The sequence below is a fragment of the Pseudarthrobacter adonitolis genome (assembly GCF_055412845.1).
Map to the genome: position 1 here is coordinate 96,285 of NZ_JBVAYW010000004.1, position 18,116 is coordinate 114,400.

14 protein-coding genes, 1 pseudogene and 1 riboswitch are annotated in these 18,116 nt (G+C 63.0%); of the genes and pseudogenes, 8 read left to right on the plus strand and 7 right to left on the minus strand.

Annotated features, from left to right (window positions below):
• Nucleotides 1-6 precede the first annotated feature (6 nt).
• From ACZYZ4_RS06510 to ACZYZ4_RS06530, 5 genes are all read left to right on the plus strand, one after another.
• Complete coding sequence (locus ACZYZ4_RS06510; RefSeq protein ID WP_463859251.1) at nucleotides 7-2,235, plus strand: hypothetical protein; 2,229 nt, start codon at nucleotides 7-9, stop codon at nucleotides 2,233-2,235.
• 286 nt (nucleotides 2,236-2,521) lie between these two features.
• Nucleotides 2,522-3,052, plus strand: coding sequence for a glycoside hydrolase family 16 protein (locus ACZYZ4_RS06515; protein ID WP_463859477.1), 531 nt, complete (start codon nucleotides 2,522-2,524; stop codon nucleotides 3,050-3,052).
• A gap of 70 nt (nucleotides 3,053-3,122) precedes the next feature.
• Complete coding sequence (locus tag ACZYZ4_RS06520; protein WP_463859253.1) at nucleotides 3,123-4,460, plus strand: hypothetical protein; 1,338 nt, start codon at nucleotides 3,123-3,125, stop codon at nucleotides 4,458-4,460.
• 155 nt (nucleotides 4,461-4,615) lie between these two features.
• The gene (locus tag ACZYZ4_RS06525) at nucleotides 4,616-5,101 is read left to right on the plus strand and encodes a hypothetical protein (protein ID WP_463859254.1); all 486 of its coding nucleotides are present in this window, start codon (nucleotides 4,616-4,618) and stop codon (nucleotides 5,099-5,101) included.
• Nucleotides 5,098-6,114 carry an aminoglycoside phosphotransferase family protein gene (locus tag ACZYZ4_RS06530; protein WP_463859256.1) on the plus strand — a complete coding sequence of 339 codons (1,017 nt, stop codon included), beginning with the start codon at nucleotides 5,098-5,100 and terminating at the stop codon, nucleotides 6,112-6,114. Before ACZYZ4_RS06525 ends, ACZYZ4_RS06530 begins: the two co-directional genes overlap by 4 nt.
• 33 nt (nucleotides 6,115-6,147) lie before the next feature.
• Here the strand turns inward: ACZYZ4_RS06530 and ACZYZ4_RS06535 are convergent, their stop codons facing one another.
• From ACZYZ4_RS06535 to ACZYZ4_RS06565, 7 genes and pseudogenes are all read right to left on the minus strand, one after another.
• On the minus strand, nucleotides 6,148-7,647 hold the full coding sequence (locus ACZYZ4_RS06535) for a lipopolysaccharide biosynthesis protein (protein ID WP_463859258.1): 1,500 nt from the start codon (nucleotides 7,645-7,647) through the stop codon (nucleotides 6,148-6,150).
• Nucleotides 7,644-8,210 carry a glycosyltransferase gene (locus ACZYZ4_RS06540; RefSeq protein ID WP_463859259.1) on the minus strand — a complete coding sequence of 189 codons (567 nt, stop codon included), beginning with the start codon at nucleotides 8,208-8,210 and terminating at the stop codon, nucleotides 7,644-7,646. The genes ACZYZ4_RS06535 and ACZYZ4_RS06540 overlap by 4 nt, the downstream gene beginning before the upstream one ends.
• Before the next feature lie 722 nt (nucleotides 8,211-8,932).
• Entirely contained in the window at nucleotides 8,933-10,012 is a 1,080-nt protein-coding gene (locus tag ACZYZ4_RS06545) for a glycoside hydrolase family 16 protein (RefSeq protein ID WP_463859261.1), read from the minus strand.
• Nucleotides 10,013-10,015: 3 nt separating this feature from the next.
• Nucleotides 10,016-10,180: riboswitch (cyclic di-AMP (ydaO/yuaA leader) on the minus strand.
• Between the two features lie 140 nt (nucleotides 10,181-10,320).
• Nucleotides 10,321-10,955, minus strand: a pseudogene (locus ACZYZ4_RS06550) (PglD-related sugar-binding protein).
• Nucleotides 10,952-12,079, minus strand: a complete 1,128-nt coding sequence (locus ACZYZ4_RS06555; protein WP_463859479.1) for a DegT/DnrJ/EryC1/StrS family aminotransferase — start codon at nucleotides 12,077-12,079, stop codon at nucleotides 10,952-10,954. The pseudogene ACZYZ4_RS06550 and the gene ACZYZ4_RS06555 overlap by 4 nt, the downstream one beginning before the upstream one ends.
• A 235-nt stretch (nucleotides 12,080-12,314) precedes the next feature.
• On the minus strand, nucleotides 12,315-14,981 hold the full coding sequence (locus ACZYZ4_RS06560) for a LuxR C-terminal-related transcriptional regulator (RefSeq protein ID WP_463859263.1): 2,667 nt from the start codon (nucleotides 14,979-14,981) through the stop codon (nucleotides 12,315-12,317).
• Nucleotides 14,982-15,311: 330 nt separating this feature from the next.
• Nucleotides 15,312-15,551: a hypothetical protein gene (locus tag ACZYZ4_RS06565; protein WP_463859265.1), complete on the minus strand. Its 240-nt coding sequence runs from the start codon at nucleotides 15,549-15,551 to the stop codon at nucleotides 15,312-15,314.
• 159 nt (nucleotides 15,552-15,710) lie between these two features.
• Between ACZYZ4_RS06565 and ACZYZ4_RS06570 the strand changes: the two genes are divergently transcribed.
• From ACZYZ4_RS06570 to rpsF, 3 genes are all read left to right on the plus strand, one after another.
• Nucleotides 15,711-17,015 carry a serine/threonine-protein kinase gene (locus tag ACZYZ4_RS06570; RefSeq protein ID WP_463859266.1) on the plus strand — a complete coding sequence of 435 codons (1,305 nt, stop codon included), beginning with the start codon at nucleotides 15,711-15,713 and terminating at the stop codon, nucleotides 17,013-17,015.
• The gene (locus ACZYZ4_RS06575; protein ID WP_463859268.1) at nucleotides 17,012-17,500 is read left to right on the plus strand and encodes a hypothetical protein; all 489 of its coding nucleotides are present in this window, start codon (nucleotides 17,012-17,014) and stop codon (nucleotides 17,498-17,500) included. Before ACZYZ4_RS06570 ends, ACZYZ4_RS06575 begins: the two co-directional genes overlap by 4 nt.
• Nucleotides 17,501-17,751: 251 nt before the next feature.
• Nucleotides 17,752-18,057 carry a 30S ribosomal protein S6 gene (gene rpsF / locus ACZYZ4_RS06580; protein WP_011693941.1) on the plus strand — a complete coding sequence of 102 codons (306 nt, stop codon included), beginning with the start codon at nucleotides 17,752-17,754 and terminating at the stop codon, nucleotides 18,055-18,057.
• Nucleotides 18,058-18,116: the final 59 nt, after the last annotated feature.

Here is an 18,116-nt window from a genome sequence, read left to right on the forward strand (position 1 = left end):
CACATCATGGCCCTACTGATTAAGGGCGACGTTTCCACGCCGATGCCACAAGGATCACGGACACGCTCCAGGTTTCGGTATGCCGAACTCGCATTAGCCGCCTGCGGAGTAGCCACCGCCTTTCTCATCCTGTTGGACGTGGGCGGGGCACCATTGGCCGCTTTCAAATTAATTGTTTGTCTTGTAATCCCGGGATGGGTGGCTCTATCCCGGATCCCTGACTTGGATCCCGCCGCCCGGCTGGTCTGGACTGTGGCGGTGAGTACCGTGGTCTACGCGACGGTCGCGGTGGTGTTGGCATGGACCGAGTCCTGGCATCCTCGCCCGGTTGCAGCCATCCTCGTTCTCGCCGGTTCCGTGGCGATTGTTTCCCTGTCCCCAATTGGCGGCTGGGATCCTGGTGCGCCGTCGAGGCGTCACAAGTTGCCCCGACAAATCAGGGCCTACGTTCCTTGGCTGATCCTTGCTATCGCCGTTCCCCTGTGGATAGCGGGGCTGGGCATGACCAGCGACGGAAAGCTGGATGGCTTCGGCCTGCTGCGTATGTTCCCTCCCATCTGGTATGCAGCGGTCGTTCTCAACGTGGCGCTCTGCATATGGGGCGTCGCGGCCCGAAAGCAGTTTTCGAACAGGCTGATGAGCGTTTCGGTAACCGCCCTGGTGCTCATGCTGTATTCGTCTGCCACGCTTCTGGCGAGTGTTCCCCGCTTGCCCTGGACGTACAAGCACATAGCCGTAACGGACTACATTGGGGCGTTCGGCCACGTTACACCGTCCCTGGACATCTACAACCGGTGGCCCGGATTCTTTTCCCTGAGCGCCTTTCTGGGCGAAGTTATGGGTTATAGGGACGCGCTCGACTATGCGGGCTGGGCTGAGACTGGATTCGCCCTCGTCGACACGGTGATTGTCCTTGCTATCGCACGGAGCATCTCCAAAAATACCCGCGTCTATTGGACAGCTACCCTGGTTTTTGTCTTGGCCAATTACGTCAACCAGAATTACTACGCCCCCCAGGCGTTCTCCTACTCGCTGTACCTCATCATGTGTCTGATAGCGCTGACTTTTCTTCGTTGTACGCCAGCGAAATGGGTCGCGGTGGTCGAAGACCGCTTGCGGGACAGGCCAATGGCGGCTCGCCTGCGTGCCCGCACTTCGCCTGCGCTGGGGGAAAAGTGGGAGCAACCGGGCCCGAAGTTTCAGATACTGGCCGTCGCCGCGATCGTGGTGATACAGATCGTGATCGTGGTGAGCCACCAACTTACTCCGTACTTGGCCGTCCTGGCACTCTGCCCACTCTTCCTCCTTGGCTATTTCAGGCCACGATGGCTGGGACCCTCGCTTCTCGTCATCGCGCTGATCTACCTGATTCCCAACGTTGCCTACATTCGGAGTAAGTATGGGTTGTTCAGCGGCTGGAACTTCTTCAAAAACACGGGGTACAAGGCGGGGCCGGCGGAACCGCTGATCTTCGGTGAGTGGACGCTGACCGGGCAGACCCTTGCCCATGGCGCTGTCGTCCTGACGGCAATTACAGGCCTGTTGGCGATAGCCGGGTTCGTCCGCCGCATGCTTCGTGGGGAAATACGGACGACGCTCGTGGTGGCATGGCTGGCCTTCGCCCCCATACTGGGGCTTTTTGGTCAGTCATACGGCGGTGAGGCACGGTTCCGTGTCTACCTTTTCGCCTTGCCCTGGCTGGCCATCGGTGTGGCGTGGCTCTTCTTTTCTGGACCCATCCGCACCCGCAAGGCGGCGGCGGGAGCCACCGCGACCCTCTCTATCATGGCCCTGCTGTTTACCCTTGTGTACTTCCAGCCCGAGGCAGACTATCGGGTGTCCAAGGAGGAAGTCGTCGCCGGTAAATGGCTTGATTCACGCGTGCAGCCAGGGGACTCCGTTTTCGGGACCAACTATTTTTTCCCGCTCCTTATAGGACCCAATTATCCCTATTACCTCAAGGGTGGCACCGCAACTTCCCTCGCGGCTTACCTTAAGGATTCAGCGGAAAACATTTCAGTGGAGAGTATCAAGCAGTATGCCCAACGGGTGCGCGACGCCGACAGGACTTACATCGTCCTTTCGGATGGACAGCAGCAACGTGCCATCCAGCGCCAACTTTTTGAGGCAGTCCTTCTGCCTCAACTCGAAAAGAAGCTCATGAAGGCTAATGACGTCGAGAATGTTTTCAACAACGGAGCAGTCCGAATTTACGAAATCCGAAATGCAGATTAGGCAACTGTCCGCGTCAACGATTCGGCGATATGTCCTGGGAGTCATGGGGGGCCTTTTGATGGGAGTGTTGATATTGTCGGTGGTAATTGGAAACGACACGGGAAAGATGCCAGTCGGTGACCTTCCCGGTTGGCGCCAGACCGGCTTCCAGGATTTCGTTCTCCCGGCCGAGCACGGCAAGGTCGGCGAAGTCTACGGACCGGATATGCGTGGATACGCCGGATTCCCTGACACTTCCAGGCACGGAGCATATGCCCCGGATTCCGTCTTGTCAGTTTCCGATGGAATGCTTCGGTACTTTCTCCATGAAGACAACGGGCAGCCCAAGGTGGCCAGTGTAGTTCCCTTCGGATATTCAGGGCAGCTATACGGGCGGTACTCCATTCGGTTCCGTTATGATTCCCTGCCTGGCTACAAGATCGCCTTTATGCTTTGGCCGACCAGTGATCAATGGAGCGACGGGGAAATAGATTGGCCAGAGGGCCAGTTGAACGGCCCTCTATACGGCGTTTCGGCAATTAGGGGCTCATCGGCTTCAGGGACTATCAAATTTGACCCCCCGCGCCGGATCTACTCGCCGACCGGTCCCGGGGACTGGCATATCGCAACGACTGAATGGACACCCGGGAAAGTGAAATGGTTTTGGGACGGTGCCCTTGTCGGTCAAACAGCCGTGCCTTCCGGGGTTCCCGTGAGCCCCATGCGTTGGACGCTCCAGGCAGAAACCGCGGATGACGCCTCTGTGGCGTATCCCAGCCAGTCAATCTCAGGCCAGATGGAAGTCGACTGGGTGGTGCAGTATGCCTACGCTCCCTAACACCCGTATAGACCTGCTGCCGGCATGGCGGACTAAGGCCCGGCGGCGCGGTTCGGCACAAACTGACGTGGTGGCACTGACTGACGATGCTGCTGAATTGCAGGCAGAACAGGCTGGTGTAGCAGTCCCAACCCATCCCAGCCTGACCGCCGTCTTTCAGGCCCTCGACAGATCTGGTCCATGGTTGCTCCTTCGAGGTGAGGAGGACCTCCTCCGTCCATCCGGAGATGTCGATATCCTGGTCTCCAAGGCCCAGCTGCCTGGCTTGGACTCCTTGCTGAAGACCGCAGGGTTCGCCCGTGTTCTGGCACCGGGTCACGGCAGCCACCGCTTCTATTTCAGCTATTCCCGGACCGATGACCTGTGGCTCAAGCTGGATATTGTCTCCGACATCAGTTTTGGGACTAACCAGCAGTGGAAAACCTCCCTCGCAGGCCGCTGCCTTGATACCAGAACAAGGAGAGGGCAAATTTGGTTGCCAGCGACGGCCGATCAGGCGTGGCTGCAATTGCTCCACCTATTTCTGGATAAGGGAGAAATCGTGCCAGCGCGCGCAGAGTTGGCACGGCACGCAGGGGATCTTGCCTCTGCTGAAGATGATTTGGCGAGGAGAATTGATCGGTACTTAGGGCCGGGCAGTGCTGTCGAGTTGCTAAATCTTGTCCGTTCCGGGAATTTCGACGGGGTGCCAGCGGTCTCTGCGAGGCTCAGCGCTGCCTGGACTGCCCGGTCTGTGCTGAGCACCATGGCCCGTGGAGGCGTCAGCCGCGCACTTCGGACTGTCTCGCCGATCCTGCAAGGCAGGCCCGGAAGGGGACTGGCGGTAGGAGTAATGGGGCCAGATGGTGCCGGCAAAACGAGCCTTTTGAGAAGCCTGTCCGACACTTTGCCTGTTAGCGGAAAGTACGTGTACATGGGACTGTGGGCGGCGGGCCCACGGGACGACCTGCTGAGGCGTATTCCTGGGGGAAGGCTGGCCAAGAAAGTGGTCCGTATTCTCGGCGGATCCTTGGACGCCAGATATCAGCGCCTGCGCGGCTGCGTGGTCCTCCTTGACCGTGTGCCGCACGACGCGCGTCTGCCCGGATCAATCGACAATAGCTTGGGTGGCAGGATCTCGGCTGCCTTTGCCCTTGCCCTCGCGCCGGAACCCGATGTCCTTCTTGTGCTTGATGCTCCCGGTGAGATGATGTTTGCCCGGAAGGGAGAGCACTCCGTCGAAGTTTTGGAGGCGTGGCGGCGGGCCTATCTCGACCTGGCCAAAGGGCTCCCCGGGACCGCTGTCCTTGATGCCAGCCAACCGCAGGACGCGGTACGTCAAGTGGCGACGGCAATCGTATGGAACGCCGTGGTGAGTGGCGCGGCTTCCCCGGTACGGTCACGCAAATCCACGGAAGCACGGGCATGACTGATCTCCATCCCGGACCCAACGGCCATCAGGATAGGGAGGGCCCTGAGCCGGATCCCTTGGTTCTTCAACGGTGGAAGCTTCTTGACTGGCGGTTCCTGCTTCCCAATCCGCAGCCGCGGACCGTGGGGTTCGGTGGTGCAATGGATTCCGGGATGGAAGAAGCGCTCCGGCTGCTGGATCCGGGTGCAGTCCGTATCGGGATGGAGGACGGCGCTCCCCACCAGCTCTTTGAGATGGTGTTGCTCTCGGAACCGGATGCCCGTCTTTTCAAGGCCGGAGCTGAAGCAGTACAACTCGGTGGCTGGTTGTGTGTCCGCATTCGCCGTTCTTTTCGAACCCGTAGTGGACCGAGGACTTTGCTGGGGTGGCAGCGGAGTCTCAAGCGGCAAGGTTTTCAGGAGGTCTCCGTTCACTGGTACGCGCCCAGCCTTGACTTCCCTTCACGAATCGTGCCGGTTGGCTCGCGGACAGCAGTTCTCGAGACTCTGCGCAGACACAAGGGCATCCGCTTCGGAAAGACAAAACAGTTCATTGGCCGCGTGGCGCTGGACCTTGGGTTGTTCGCCGTGGCAATACCGGAGGGCGTGGTTACAGGCCATCGAAGTCTTGATACGTGTATGCCGGCGGGAGAACTTTGAACTTTATTGACGCGGTCCTCAAGGCGCGCTACGAGGAGCTCGGTCTCGATCAGTACGGGGTGGGGCGGGAGTGGACCACGGTGATCCTCACTCCCCAGTTCGCTACGTCTCGGCACATTGTGGCCCTCATCACGCCCGACTATGCCCAGCGGGCGCGCCTGGTTGTCAAGGTACCCCGGCAGCCCGGGGACAACGGAGGTGTGCGGCGTGAAGCCGCTATGCTCCAACAGCTGTGGGCACTGAGTCCGGACAGGGCGGAGGCAACGCCGGCGATCGTGGGCGTCGTCGACGTCGGGAACCATTGCGTTCTCGTCGAAACGGCCATGACTGGGGACCCGTTGGACCCCGCTCTGGTAACACTAAACCTTCCCGGCGCCGTGAGGTCGGGCGTTGAGTTCGTTGCGGGCCTACCAGTTACTGAACGGGCCTCCACTAATGCGGATTGGTACACCCGGAAGTTAAGCCAGCCGCTAGGTGAACTTTCGGAGCTCGTGGCAGGACACTCCGAGGTTGTGTCACTGGTGGAGCGGACCCATGAACTGCTGGCAGCGCTCTGTACTGCAGAACTGCCGGCTGTTTTCGAACATGCTGATCTCAGCCATCCGAACATCTTTGTGCGGCCAGGGGGAACGCTGCAAGTGGTCGATTGGGAGCGTTCATCCTCGGATGGACTTCCCGGGCACGACCTTGTCTTCTACCTTCAGTACTTGAATGAGTCGGTACGGAGAGCCTTTTCCCGGCCTGAACAGATGGCGGCGTTCACCGACGCATTCGCCCCTGACGGCTGGGCGTGTGGGCCGCTTCGGAAGCACCTGGAGGCCAGGGGGGTAGACCCCGGGCTGCTTCCCTTACTGATAGTCGCGACGTGGGCACGTTCCGCTGCCACTTTGGGCGCACGGTTGGCGGGTGAACGCTCGTCCGGCCAGGAGCCGCATCATGTACGGGAGACGGTTCTTGCTGACCGCGACTTTTGGTTGTGGCGGCATGCCATCGAGACGGCCGGACGGCGCTGACTGCGATGTCGGTTTCTCGCGCCCGGATTGCTTTTACCGGAGGAAGGTCAGCGCCAGAAGTTCGCGGTAGAGAGATGGAAATCCAAGCCTGAGTGCCCCGAAGGCGGCGGCTACGCATACAGCCACAATCACTATGACGGTTACAAGCTCGTTTCCCAGCGGCAGGGTACGTACCCCGAGCCCCACCAACGCGACGGTGAGGCCGCATACCAGTCCCGGAATCATGGCGCGCAGCAACTGGCTGCCCCTGACCCCGATCACTTTTGCCGCTACTGTTTGCATGCCCGCCGAAAACAGCAGCGTGACCCCGAACTGGGCGGCGGCCACGCCTACAATCCCCCACTGAGTGGCGAACAAGAGTACCGGGATCAGGACGGCAAGCCGGACGCTCGACACCCAAATCGACAACGCCGGGCGTCCAATCGCCTTATAGACGTCGTTGGCCCCGGCGCCAAGGGATCGAGCGGAAGCGTAAAGGGCGAGGAAGACCAGAGGCAGGACCGCTGCGTTCCATTGATCTCCGAACAGCACAGGAACGAGTGCCGGAGCCACCACAGCGAGGCCGACGCCTGCGGGTACACCGTAAAGCGCCTGCACCTGGACGCTCTTCAGGTAGCCCTTCTGGAGCCGACCCGGCTCATTCCGGACCCGCGAGTATAGGGGAAACATCACAGAGGATAGGACGAAAAAGATGTTAATGATGAGCAGTTCGGGCAGTCGGAACGCCAAGGTGTAAAAACCCAGAGCCTGGGCCCCCAGCATCCTGCCGATGATGAGGTAGTCGATGTCAAAGATGAGCCGCGCGAGCAGATTACTTCCGGCCACGGGGATACCGTAGGACAGATTGGCCTTGAGGGATTGCGAATTAACGCGCCAAATTCGCCAGGAGACGTGCTCAGGCAACAGAACCCAGCACGAAACTGCGTACATCACGGAGCCAGTTGCGGTACCGATTGCCAACGACCAAGCACCGTAGCCGGCGAAGGCGAGGATCATGCTCAAGGCGCCGGTTACCACGGCGCGGATCACGGTAGCGGCAGTGAGGCGTTGAAAGCGTAGATCACGCCGGAGCAAGGATTCCGGGACGGCCGCCAAGGCAGTGGCCAGCAAGGAGACTGCCAGTACCTGGACCAGGGACGCCACTTCCTCGCGGCCGAAGAATTCTGATATCAGCGGCGCTCCGATCAGCGCCCCTGCGACGAGCACACCGCCCACGAGCATGGAAATCAACAAGGCTGACCGTGCAATCTCGGCCGAACGCGGCAGATACACCAGGGCCTGCGCCACCCCGGCGTCGGCCAAGGTTTCTGCGTACGCCATCACCACGAGGGCAAGTGCTACTAGGCCATACTCTTCCGGGGACAGCAGCCGGGCCAAAACGATGGTGGTCAGCAGCACGGTGCCCTTGCCCACTACCTGAGCAAGGCCCTGCCACATCGCTCCGCGCACACCCAAGTTGGCCAGGGTGCCGGAGGAGAGGGAATCGGCGGGCGTGCGGGATTCCGCTCGCGGCCGGGGCTTGCCGAATCTCACGGGCAGGGCTCCTCTGCCTGACGCTCGTTTTGGTGCCCAGCGATAGCTTGTTGCAATTCATCCAGATACTCGCCGGCAACTTCCTCCCATGTCCGCTCCTGGGCGTTGGTGCCGGTGGGGGATAAATCCGAGGTCAGATGGTGGATGATGTGCCGGACGAACAGCGAGGTATCCGGTTCCACCGTCAGCAGCGGATGCGGTTCCTGTTCCCGAGCGGCAACAGGAGTAGCCACTACCGGGAGACCGGCAGCAAGGGCTTCGCGGACGGAGTTCCGGATTCCGACTCCATGTTCGTCCGGGAAAGCCGCCACCTGTGCGGCCTGGAAGACTTCGCCTACGGACGGCACGTTGGCGAGGACGTCCACCCTCGGTCCGGCCAGTGAGAGGATCTCATTTGTAGGTTGACGGCCAGCCACAACGAACTTCGCTGTGGGAACCTCGTTCCAAACGAGGGGGGCAATGCGGTTGATGAGGACCGCCGCGCTTGCGATGTTTGGTCCGTAGTTCAGGCTGCCAACGAAGCAGACTACGCGGCTGCCTTGCTTTTGAACTGTCCGAGCCAAAGGTTCTGATCCGTTGGGAATGCTGCGGACAGGCCGCCCCAGGAGGCGTGACCAATCAGCGGCATCCTGTGCTCCGACTGTCAAGAGTCGGGCCCTTGCCGGCAACTGACGCTCAGCGCTGATGATCTTTCTGCTCTTTCGCGCGCGGTAGGCGGCTCTCCATCCGGAGGCCAGCACACTCTCCGCGCCAACCCTTTTCGACCATGGATCCACCGTTTGGAGGACCAGAGGTCCCTTAAGGTGGGAGGCAAGGAAAAGAACGTGAGGCCCATGTACCAAAACCGCGTCACACTCGCCCGATAGCTGCTCTGCCCGTTGGAACGCCGGCCTCGTAGCCCGTTCCTGAGCGCCGACGTCGTGGTTGCTAAAAAGGGACCTGACCAGAGATGCTGAGCGTTGCCGGGTAGGTAAGACATGCACTTCGTCGCAGCGCGTGCGGATTTCGGCCGGCAATTCGACCGGCCCGGCGAAGGTGAGGAGCGTCACTGCCACATCCCGGGGAAGATTCCGCAACACTTCGAACGGAATCATGGAACTGCCATCCCCCAGCATGGGGTCCCTGTTGGGCACGCTTTCTGTGACGTACAGAAGCCTCATTACAAGAGTTTACGGGAGCGGCCCAGCGTTTCGCCGTTCCGGCGCCGACAACTGCGGGTTTACACAACGTTAAAGAAAGCGGACGACGGTGGAGGTCCCGCCGTCGTCCGCTGTCTTAGGAGAGGTTACTGCCAAGCCCGCACGTAGTCGACAGTCATCTGTGAAGCTGCTCCGTACGCCGCTGGACCACGGCCGGAACCGGTATTCAGAACGAGGTAATGCGGATGGGTCGCCGGATTATCGCTGACAAACGTCTTGACTAGTACGCCGTCCATGTAGATGTCCGTGGTCGACGCTTTTCGCTGCATGCCGAATACGTGCCATTCGTTATCCCACGAGCCTCCCGGCTGGAACGTCTGCCACTGCCCGGCCCCGTTCATGTAGTTAGACGTCATGGGTCCCTTGGGCTCCGCAATGTCAATCTCGTTATTCGTAGGCCAGGACTGTCCGGTAGTCCACCATGCAGGCCAGTTGTAGATGTTCGTGCCGTTCCCCGAGAACTTGATTCGTGCTTCGACGTAGCCGGTAGTGAACTGGTAGCCCGTTGTTGCACCACCTCTGGGATTTGTAGAAATCAACGCGCCAGAGGTCGATGAGCTGAGCGTGAGGGCAAGGGTGCCATTGGAGACGGCAACATTATTGGGGTCCGTCTTAACGTTGTTCATCGTGCCGCAGGTGGGAGAGAACCAGCAGTTGGACCATTTGCCCGTGTCAAGGGCCGTGCCGTTGAATTCGTCGGCGAAAGCCATGGTCCACGCCCCGGGCACACCAACCGGCATAGCGCCGGTTGTTGCAAGCGGTGCCACGGCGGGCGCGGGCGCGGGTGCCGGCGCAGGTGTCGTCGATGCCGGGGCGGGAGCAGGTGCAGGCGCCGGCACCGGCGCCGGCGCGGTGGTGGGGTCCGTGGCCGGCAGTGGGGCCGGAACAGGGTTGGTGTTGCGCTTGACCTGTCCCGGGGCCTGGGCACGATTGGACGTGTCCGCGACGCGGCTCAACTCGGCGCTTTGGGGCCCTTGGTCGGAGACCTGGCCGAGGGAAACGACTCCCAGGAGGGCGACGAGTGCGGCCGCCGTCAGCGACATGTTGCGCTGGGTCTTGGCACGGCCCGCGGACTTCTTCAGCACAGACCGTCGCTGGGTGGGCGCCGCGGCTTCTTTGGAATAGGGGCGCGCGTCAGGGCGCGGCTGATCATGGGGTGCAGGCATGGGTGATTACCTCTCAACGCCTGCGGAGTTAGCTGTCGGATTCGGATGAGGCCATCCGGCCGCGCAATGCGGCTTCACCCCAAGGGCCGGCTTTAAAGCCGTGGCCCGGACACTCTGGGTCCCCCGCCTCTGCCTAATGATGTCGTGGACTCCGGGCAGCGGCAGAGCTTGGCGTCTGCCCGGATTTGGGCCTGGAAGGTCGGCCCACTTGATCGACCGTACATGACCGGACCTGATTAATCACAATCAGGTAACGAAAGTCACGCCGTCGGAGCGGCCCCTTGCGCCCGGCCTCGGTTGCCCTTCGTTTAACCCTGATCGATAGGGTGCGCCGGGACGCCGACCCACGTTTCGCCGTCGGGCACGTTGCTCAAAACGGCCGCCCCCATACCCACCGTGGCGTAGGCCCCCACGGAGGTCCGTTCCCGGACGCTGCAGTTCAATCGCAGGTAGGCCGCCCGGCCGATCCGGACTCCGCCGCCCAGCGACACACCGGCGGCGAACGTCGCGAAGTCCGCCACGTCGTCGTCGTGCGTGAAAGTCACGGACGGCATGGCCGCAACATGCGCCGCAAGCGTGACCGAAGCCGTCAGCGTCACATTCCGCAGCAGGATGCTGGCCCGGCCGATCCGGCAGCCCTCGGGGCACTCCACGGTGGGGTCGATCGCCGTGGCGTACCGGCATCGCGCACGCCCTGGGCCGCTAGCCGTTCCACCACGGCTTCCCGGGATTTTCCCGAGTCCAGGCATACCAGCACCAGTGCGTGCGTGAACTTGGAGGCGTCGTCAATGGTCCCCAGCACCGGCGCTCCGTCCACGGTGACGCCGGTCATTTCCTTGTCGTCGTCGAGCAGCCCGACGACGTCGTACTGCCCGCTGGCGCGGACCATGGTCAGGACCTCCCGGGCCAGCCCGCTTGCTGCGACCAGCACCAGTTCGCTCACCGGCGTACCCCGGCGGCCGCCCGTACGCTGTTCATGACCCGGTTCAGGCCCACGTTGTCCAGGCCGTGGAAAATCGGGAGAACTAGGGTCCGGTCCGTCAGCCGTTCGGTGTTCTGGAGCCCTGCGTTGCCAGTATCGCGCCACCGGTAGGCAGGCTGCCGGTGTGCCGCCATGGTGCCGCGGCGCGCCGAAATTCCGGCATCGGCCAGGCGGGCCAGGAGCCCTTCGCGGTCGGTCGCGAAGTCCGGGAGCACCTCGAGCCAGAAGGACTGGAAGTTGGTGGTTCCGTACGGTGGGTCGGCCACGAACCGGAGCCCGGCCAGGCCGGAAAGGCCTGCCTCATAGCTTGCGGCCATCTCCCGGCGGCGAGCCACGATCTCGCCCAGCCGGCCCAGCTGCACGATGCCGACGGCGGCCTGCAGATCCGTCATCTGGTAGTCGAATCCGACCTCGACATACACCTCTGGCGCGGCCGTGCTGTATCGGCGACGGTCCGCCGCCGGCACGTTCAGGGAGTGGCCGCGGAGGCTCCGGGCCCGTGCCGCCCAGTCCGCCCGGTGGGTTGTCAGCATGCCGCCCTCGCCCGTGGTCAGCACATTATCCGCGTGGAACGACCACACGGCAATGTCCGCCCCCGTGCCCACGGGCCTGCCCTTGTATTCCGAGCCAACAGCGCAGCCGGCGTCTTCGATAACGGTGATTTCGTGACGGTCGCACAGCTCGCGGACGGGGTCCAGGTCAACCGGCACGCCAGCCTGGTCCACCACGATCACGGCCCGCGTGTCCAGGGTCAGTGCCGCCCGGACCGCAGCCGCAGTCACGGTGCCGGTGGCCGGATCCACGTCGCAGAACACCGGCCGCGCCCCGACATACGTCACCGCATTCGCGGTGGCGATGAAGGCCAGCGATGGAACCACCACGTCATCGCCGGGACCGATGCCGGCCACCACCAGCGCCAGGTGCAGCGCGGTGGTGCCGCTGGAGGTCGCGACGGCGTGGCGCACCTCCTTCAGGGCGCTGAACCTCGCCTCGAACGCCTTCACTTTCGGCCCTTGCGTTAGCATGCCGGAGGCGAGGACCTCGGCCACGGCGCGGGCTTCGTCGTCGCCGAGCCACGGTTCCATGACGTTGATGCGGGCCAGGACGGTTTCCGCAGTCACCTGGCACCGGCCTTTCTGGCGACCGTTCTCATGTCCGAATCCTTTCCACGTTTCGCTCCCGGGGTCTGTGCATTCCGTACTGCAAAATTAGTCCGATGCATGCCGTTCCGGCGCGGAAAGCAGGCGGTCGTGTGGGCACCGGCAGGGAACACTGCGGGAATTGCGGGTACCTGCAGCGCCCTGTGCCCCAGCCGATGTCCTAGAGGACGGGAAGGACGAATTGTTCCTTGGCCTGGGCGGCTTCCTTGCCCGTCGCGAGGGCTGTCAGCTGGGCGCGTGATTCCACTCCGAGTTTCCGGTAAATCGCGGTGAGGCGCACTTCCACGGTCCGGACAGAGACATACAGGGTGGCCGCGATTTCCTTGTTCCGCATCCCGCGGGCCACCATGCGCACCAGCACACGTTCGTGGTCTGCAAGCATCAGGATCGCGGGGTTGCCGGGGGCACCTGCCGGTTCCACACGTTCGTCGAGCAGCAGCGAGTCGACGTGCTGGGCCCACGCGTGGGCCCCGGCTTCGTCGAACATCACTTTTGCTCGAAGCAGACCGTCCCGGGCGCTCCGGAGGCGGCCGAAGGCGCCGAGACGTTCGGAGTAGCACAGCAGTGTCCTGGCACGTTCCAGCAGTGATTCCTGGGGGTTTGTGCCGGCGAGGGCGTCACTGAACAGCTGGAGCGACTGCTCACCATCGGCCAGCATCGCCCGGCTCCGGGCGACAGCCATCATGAGCCAGGGCGAACGCAGGCCAACTGCATGGCTTTCCAGGTGCCACAGCGCCTGGGCGGCCTCCCGGTGCCGGCCCAGCCGGACCAGGACTTCCACCAGATCGGACTCGGAGCGGAGCAGCGTGGGGTTGCTGAAAGCCTGGCCTATCTCCCCTGCCCGCGACAGCTGCGCGAAGGCCTTGGCGAGGTTTCCCCGCATGAGGGCAAAATGCCCCTGGCACGCGGCCAGCTGCGCCGTAATCGAAGGGTGGCTTTCCGCCCCTGAGAAGTGCTGGGCGTCCGTCGCGTAGGCGCGGGCGAGTTCCTCGTTTCCGATCGCATTGGCCCGCCAGACCCGGAAGACGTGCCGCATTCCACGGTGGTATTTGGTTTCCGGTTCTGCGAGCTCGAGATCTTCGATCAGTTTCACCGCCTTCCGGACGTTCCCCGCACGGATTTCATTGTCCACTGCGAGGAACTGCGCGGTTTCGCGCCAGTTGACGGTGTTTGCCTCCAGGAAGTTCCGCACCCGGGCAAAGGCCTCCTGGGCGGCCAGATGGTGTTCGGCATAGCTCAGCGCGCGGCCCTGTACCAGAAGGGTGGCAACCGTTTCGTGCCCGCCGTCGGGCTTGCGGCCGATGTCCTCCGGTGTCCCGCTGATCGCTTCGATGAGTTGCCTGGCGCTCTCCGCCAGGGCCAGGCAGTCCGGTGAGGCGTGGTCCTTGAACTCCTCCGCGTACCGCAGCAGGCTGGTGGCATCCGCAAGCTCCCAGCGGTCCGCATAATAGAGCGCGCCGGCCACGAGCAGGCGGTTAGCGAAGGCCGGATCGTGCTGCCCGAACTCCTTCACCAGCCGGAGCACCATGCTGGAGCGCACGGTGCCGCCCTGGATGAACTGGATCTCGAAGGCGAGGCCGGTCAGCCGAAGGATCAGGGCAGGGTTCCGCGTCACGCGCTGCGCCCAGTCCAGGTAGCGCTTGGCGTAGACGAATTCACCCCGGTTCAGCAGCAGCTCGGCCACGGTGGTGAGCCTCGCGGCCGTCTCCGCTTCCCACGGGTTGATGGTCAGGGCTCGTTCAACGTATTCGACGGCGAAGGGCACTTCGCCGCTCCGGATTAGGTCAACGGCAAAGCGGAGTAGCCCGAACGGGGTCTGCCGTTCCAAAGCGGTAAAGCTAAGGTGCCAGCGGTGGGCGTAGGGATCCGCGGGCTCCGCCGCTGCCGCCATGGCAGAGTGGCTGGCGGTCCGCGTTGCCGGTGTCATGGCCGCATACACGTAGCCCCGGAGCAACTGGTCCTGGATCCTCAGATGCGGCCCGGACCTGCCCACCATGCCCTGTGCCAGCAGTTCGTCGATCCCGCCCCACAGCTGGTCATAGGCTCTTTCCAAGGTGGCGATATCGCTGCGGCAGGACAGCGAAAGCAGGTCAAGGACCTGCCTCGCGACAGGCGAGAGTCCCCCCACGGTGGCAGCGAACTCCGCTTCGAAGCTTCCCTTGCCGGGCAGCGGAACCGGCAGCGCGTATTTTCCGTCTGCCACACGTTCCAGCAGCAGCGTAAAAAGTTCGACGGCGGCGAGCGGGTTCCCTTGGGTGGCAGCGGCGACTGCGTGGACCGCCGCCGTCGCGGTCTGCCGGGCCGGAATGGCCTCCAGCATGCGGACCGTGTCGTTGTAGTTCAGCGGCGCCAGCTGGAGGGCGGGAAGGGATGCGAACGGGCTACCGGCTATCTCTTCCCGCACGCTCATGAACAGCGCCATGTCCGTTCCGGTCAGCCGGCGCGCCAAGTAGCCGATCACCGCCTGGCTGCTGGGGTCCAGTTGGTCGGCGTCATCGATGACAATGACGGTCCGGGACGACGAGCGCTGGTGCAGCCCGTTGAGCAGCAGGGTGGAGACAGTTGGGACGTCCATGGCGCCAGTGGAATCGCGCAGCAGTTCGTCGGCGAAGCGGTTGAGGACGGGGTCATCGATGCCGGTCAGGAGCGCGGTGAGCCCCGAGAGCGGCCAGTCGGACTCTGAGGCACTCGCTGTCAGGAAGACGGTGCGGACATCGGAGAGGCGGGGAATCTCGGAGAGGAGGGCGGACTTACCCGTCCCGCGCCTGCCCACCACCTTGAGGGCTGAATCGTTAGGACCCCGGATTACGGAGAGTATCCGGTCCAATTCCCTGCTTCGGCCTATTAGCGACATGTGGTCCCCATCCATCGAAGAAGGAGACCGAACTGCTTGCTATCCAAAGATCCTGGGGTCCATCCAGCCGCTTGCGCGACACGCGGACCGGTTTTCCTGGCCGCCTCATTGCGTCCAGTACGGTACCCAGCCGTTCTTGCCAATATAGACCTGTTCCGCTGCGGGCACCAGAGACTTTTTGCGCCGCGAAGCGGGAGTAAAGTGGGGTCTGGTCAGGCCGCCAGGGCGAGCATCGGAATGGCGCCGCCCAGATGGGTGCGGCCGCGCCCCGGGTGCGAACCGCCACGACGACAGCCGATCTTGCTACAGCCCTGCTTTGGCGGAGACGGGGCTATTCGGCCGCTCCGCCGACAGGCGCTGCGGCGAAGGATCGTAGGTGCGGATTCCCTCCGTGATGTCCTTGTTGAGCTGCGTCAGCCGCCGGACGATCTCCGCAGCGTCCTGCGCCGCGGATTTCGGCCAGCCGTAGCAGGCGGCCACGGCTTCATCCAACTGCTTGTGCAGCTCATTCGAGCGCTGGGCACCGGAAACCTCGCTTGCCATGGTGTTATCTCCGGGGGTCGCGTGACGCTTGCCGGGTGATCGCCTGACGCATGCGTTGAGGCTAGCCCAATCCGCCATCCGCTTGCTGGGGTTATCCAAAGAAAGGCTGGCGGGCCCCACGCTTGGCTAGACTTGCGCCTGAGACGAAAGGCGACCCACATGGTGAAGGAGCTTGACACCCTGGTGCCGGGAACGGTGCTTCAGGAACGCTACACAGTGGGAGAGGTGCTTGGCCACGGCGGGATGGGCACCGTCTATCGGGGCACCGACAAGGTCCTTGACCGCGAGGTGGCGCTGAAGATTTTCCGCCCTGACGTCGCGGATGCGAACGAGGTCCGTCGGCAGCACAGCGAAATGCGCTTGTTGGCAAGGTTGAACCATCATGGCCTCGTTACTCTTTTCGACGCCGGCACCGCCGTCCAAGGCCATCACGAGGTGCCTTTCCTCGTCATGGAGCTGATCCCGGGAAGCGACCTTCGCCGCCGTATCTCCGCCGGGCCGTTGACAGGGGCCGAGGTGGCGCGCATTGGAGCCGAGCTCGCCGAGGCGCTGCAGTACATCCACCACCATGGCGTAGTGCACCGGGATGTGAAACCGGCAAATATCCTGCTGGCCAAGTACGCCGGGGGCGCCGGGTTCCGCCCGAAGCTCGCAGATTTCGGCATTGCCCGGATGGTTGAAGGAGCCCGGCTGACTGCCACCAACATGATCCCCGGCACGGCAGCGTACCTGAGCCCGGAACAGGCCATCGGTGCGTCCGTGGGCCCGCCGGCAGACATCTACTCCCTGGGCCTCGTTTTGCTCGAAACCCTCACCGGGAAGGTGGAATTTTCCGGACCTCCCTTGGAAGCCGCCGTTGCCCGGCTTTCCCGCGACCCGGTGATCCCGGATGGTTTAGGTCCGGGCTGGAAGGCGCTGCTGGAAACCATGACGGCCAGGGAACCTTCCATGCGGCCAGGCGCCGGCTGGGTTGCCGAGGCACTGAACGGCGAGGGGGAATGGACCACTCGCGTGGAGCCGGCCGCTGCCGTTGAGGTCCCTGCACGCGGGCTTCCGCAGCAGACCCTGTTCTTGGGCGGAGCCGATGCACCGCAGCCTCGCGCTGCAGATGGAGGCGATGGCGGAGCCGCAGGCAAGATACTGCCCGCCCTGCCGGATAGCGAAGCCACCAACGCGTCATCTTGGCAACCCCTGCTCCCGTCACACCGGCCCGCGTCGGCACGGCAGCGTTCCGAGCCCCCGCAGCCCGGAACTTGGCGGTTCTGGCCGGACTCGCTGCGTCTGCGCGGCCGCAGGCTTTGGATCATCGCTGCGCTTATGGCTGTGGTTGCCGTCGTTGCTGGCGTTGTCGTGTTGGGCGGGCTGCAACGCCCGGCATCCGTGCCGGCTAACACTCCCGGACCGGCTACCCCCGGACAGATGGGCGAGCACTTCACCGAGCTGGAAGAGAGTGTCAGGCCATGACCGTCTCACTGCGCCCAAGCCCGAGAGATGGCGACCCGGGGATGCTGCCGGGGAACCGCCGTCGCGTCCACCGCCATCCCAGGACGGCCTTGGCGTTGTTCCTCGGCGCCGTTCTATTGGCGGGGTGTGCCGCTGCACCCGAGCTGGAGGAAGCCACGGCTGGAAGGTTCCAGGCGCGGGTTGCCACTGCGAAACAACTCGCAACCGAACAGAATTTCCCGCGCGCTCTGGCTGAGCTCGACCAGTTGGGGCGAGAGGTGCAGGCCGCTGCAGAACAGGGTGACGTCTCGTCGCAGCGGCGTTCCCGCATTGAATCTTCAATCAGCAAGGTCCGGGCAGACTTGGAAGCGGCCAGCGCCGCCGTCGAACCTGCCCCCGCACCGACAACTTCCACCCCGGAACTTTCCCCGGGGGGTGGGGACAGGGAGGACAAGGAAGAAGACGGCGGCAAGGGCGGGGACAAGGGCAAAGGCAAGGATGATTGACCCGGGACGGTATCCCAACAGGCGCGGGCCACGGTTTTCCACATAGGGCCGGGTGGGCTTCCACCTTGGAAGCAGGGCATCTAGCCTTGAGTCAATCGCGAATCGCCTATCCGGTCCAAATGCACTAAGATATTGAAGTCTGTGCTGCGCCCTGCCTCCGTTCTGTTGGCCGGGCATCGCACGGCATCGCAAATGAACCTCCTGTTACGGAAATGCCGTAACCGCTTAGCCCAAAGGAGGTGGGTTCACATATGCGTCCTTACGAATTGATGGTAATCATCGACCCCGAGGTCGAAGAGCGTACCGTTGAGCCGTCGCTTCAGAAGTTCCTGAACGTCATCACCAACGATGGTGGAACCATCGAAAAGGTTGACATCTGGGGCCGTCGTCGACTGGCTTACGAAATCAAGAAGAAGTCCGAAGGTATCTACGCAGTGGTGAACTTCACCGCCAAGCCGGACACCGCCAAGGAACTTGACCGCCAGCTGTCTCTTAACGAGACCATCATGCGCACCAAGATCACCCGCCCCGAAGAGCAGAAGGTTGTTGCTGAGTAATTTCAGCTCCGATTTTCAATCTTCACCCCGCAGGATCGAATTCTTCACTCAGGATCGAA

Coding starts and splice junctions, on each gene's coding strand:
- ACZYZ4_RS06570 (WP_463859266.1), top strand. CDS start 15,711: ATGGTGAAGGAGCTTGACACCCTGGTGCCGGGAACGGTGCTTCAGGAA.
- ACZYZ4_RS06565 (WP_463859265.1), bottom strand. CDS start 15,551: ATGGCAAGCGAGGTTTCCGGTGCCCAGCGCTCGAATGAGCTGCACAAG.
- ACZYZ4_RS06510 (WP_463859251.1), top strand. CDS start 7: ATGGCCCTACTGATTAAGGGCGACGTTTCCACGCCGATGCCACAAGGA.
- ACZYZ4_RS06545 (WP_463859261.1), bottom strand. CDS start 10,012: ATGCCTGCACCCCATGATCAGCCGCGCCCTGACGCGCGCCCCTATTCC.
- ACZYZ4_RS06525 (WP_463859254.1), top strand. CDS start 4,616: ATGGAAGAAGCGCTCCGGCTGCTGGATCCGGGTGCAGTCCGTATCGGG.
- ACZYZ4_RS06575 (WP_463859268.1), top strand. CDS start 17,012: ATGACCGTCTCACTGCGCCCAAGCCCGAGAGATGGCGACCCGGGGATG.
- ACZYZ4_RS06555 (WP_463859479.1), bottom strand. CDS start 12,079: ATGGAACCGTGGCTCGGCGACGACGAAGCCCGCGCCGTGGCCGAGGTC.
- rpsF (WP_011693941.1), top strand. CDS start 17,752: ATGCGTCCTTACGAATTGATGGTAATCATCGACCCCGAGGTCGAAGAG.
- ACZYZ4_RS06515 (WP_463859477.1), top strand. CDS start 2,522: ATGCTTCGGTACTTTCTCCATGAAGACAACGGGCAGCCCAAGGTGGCC.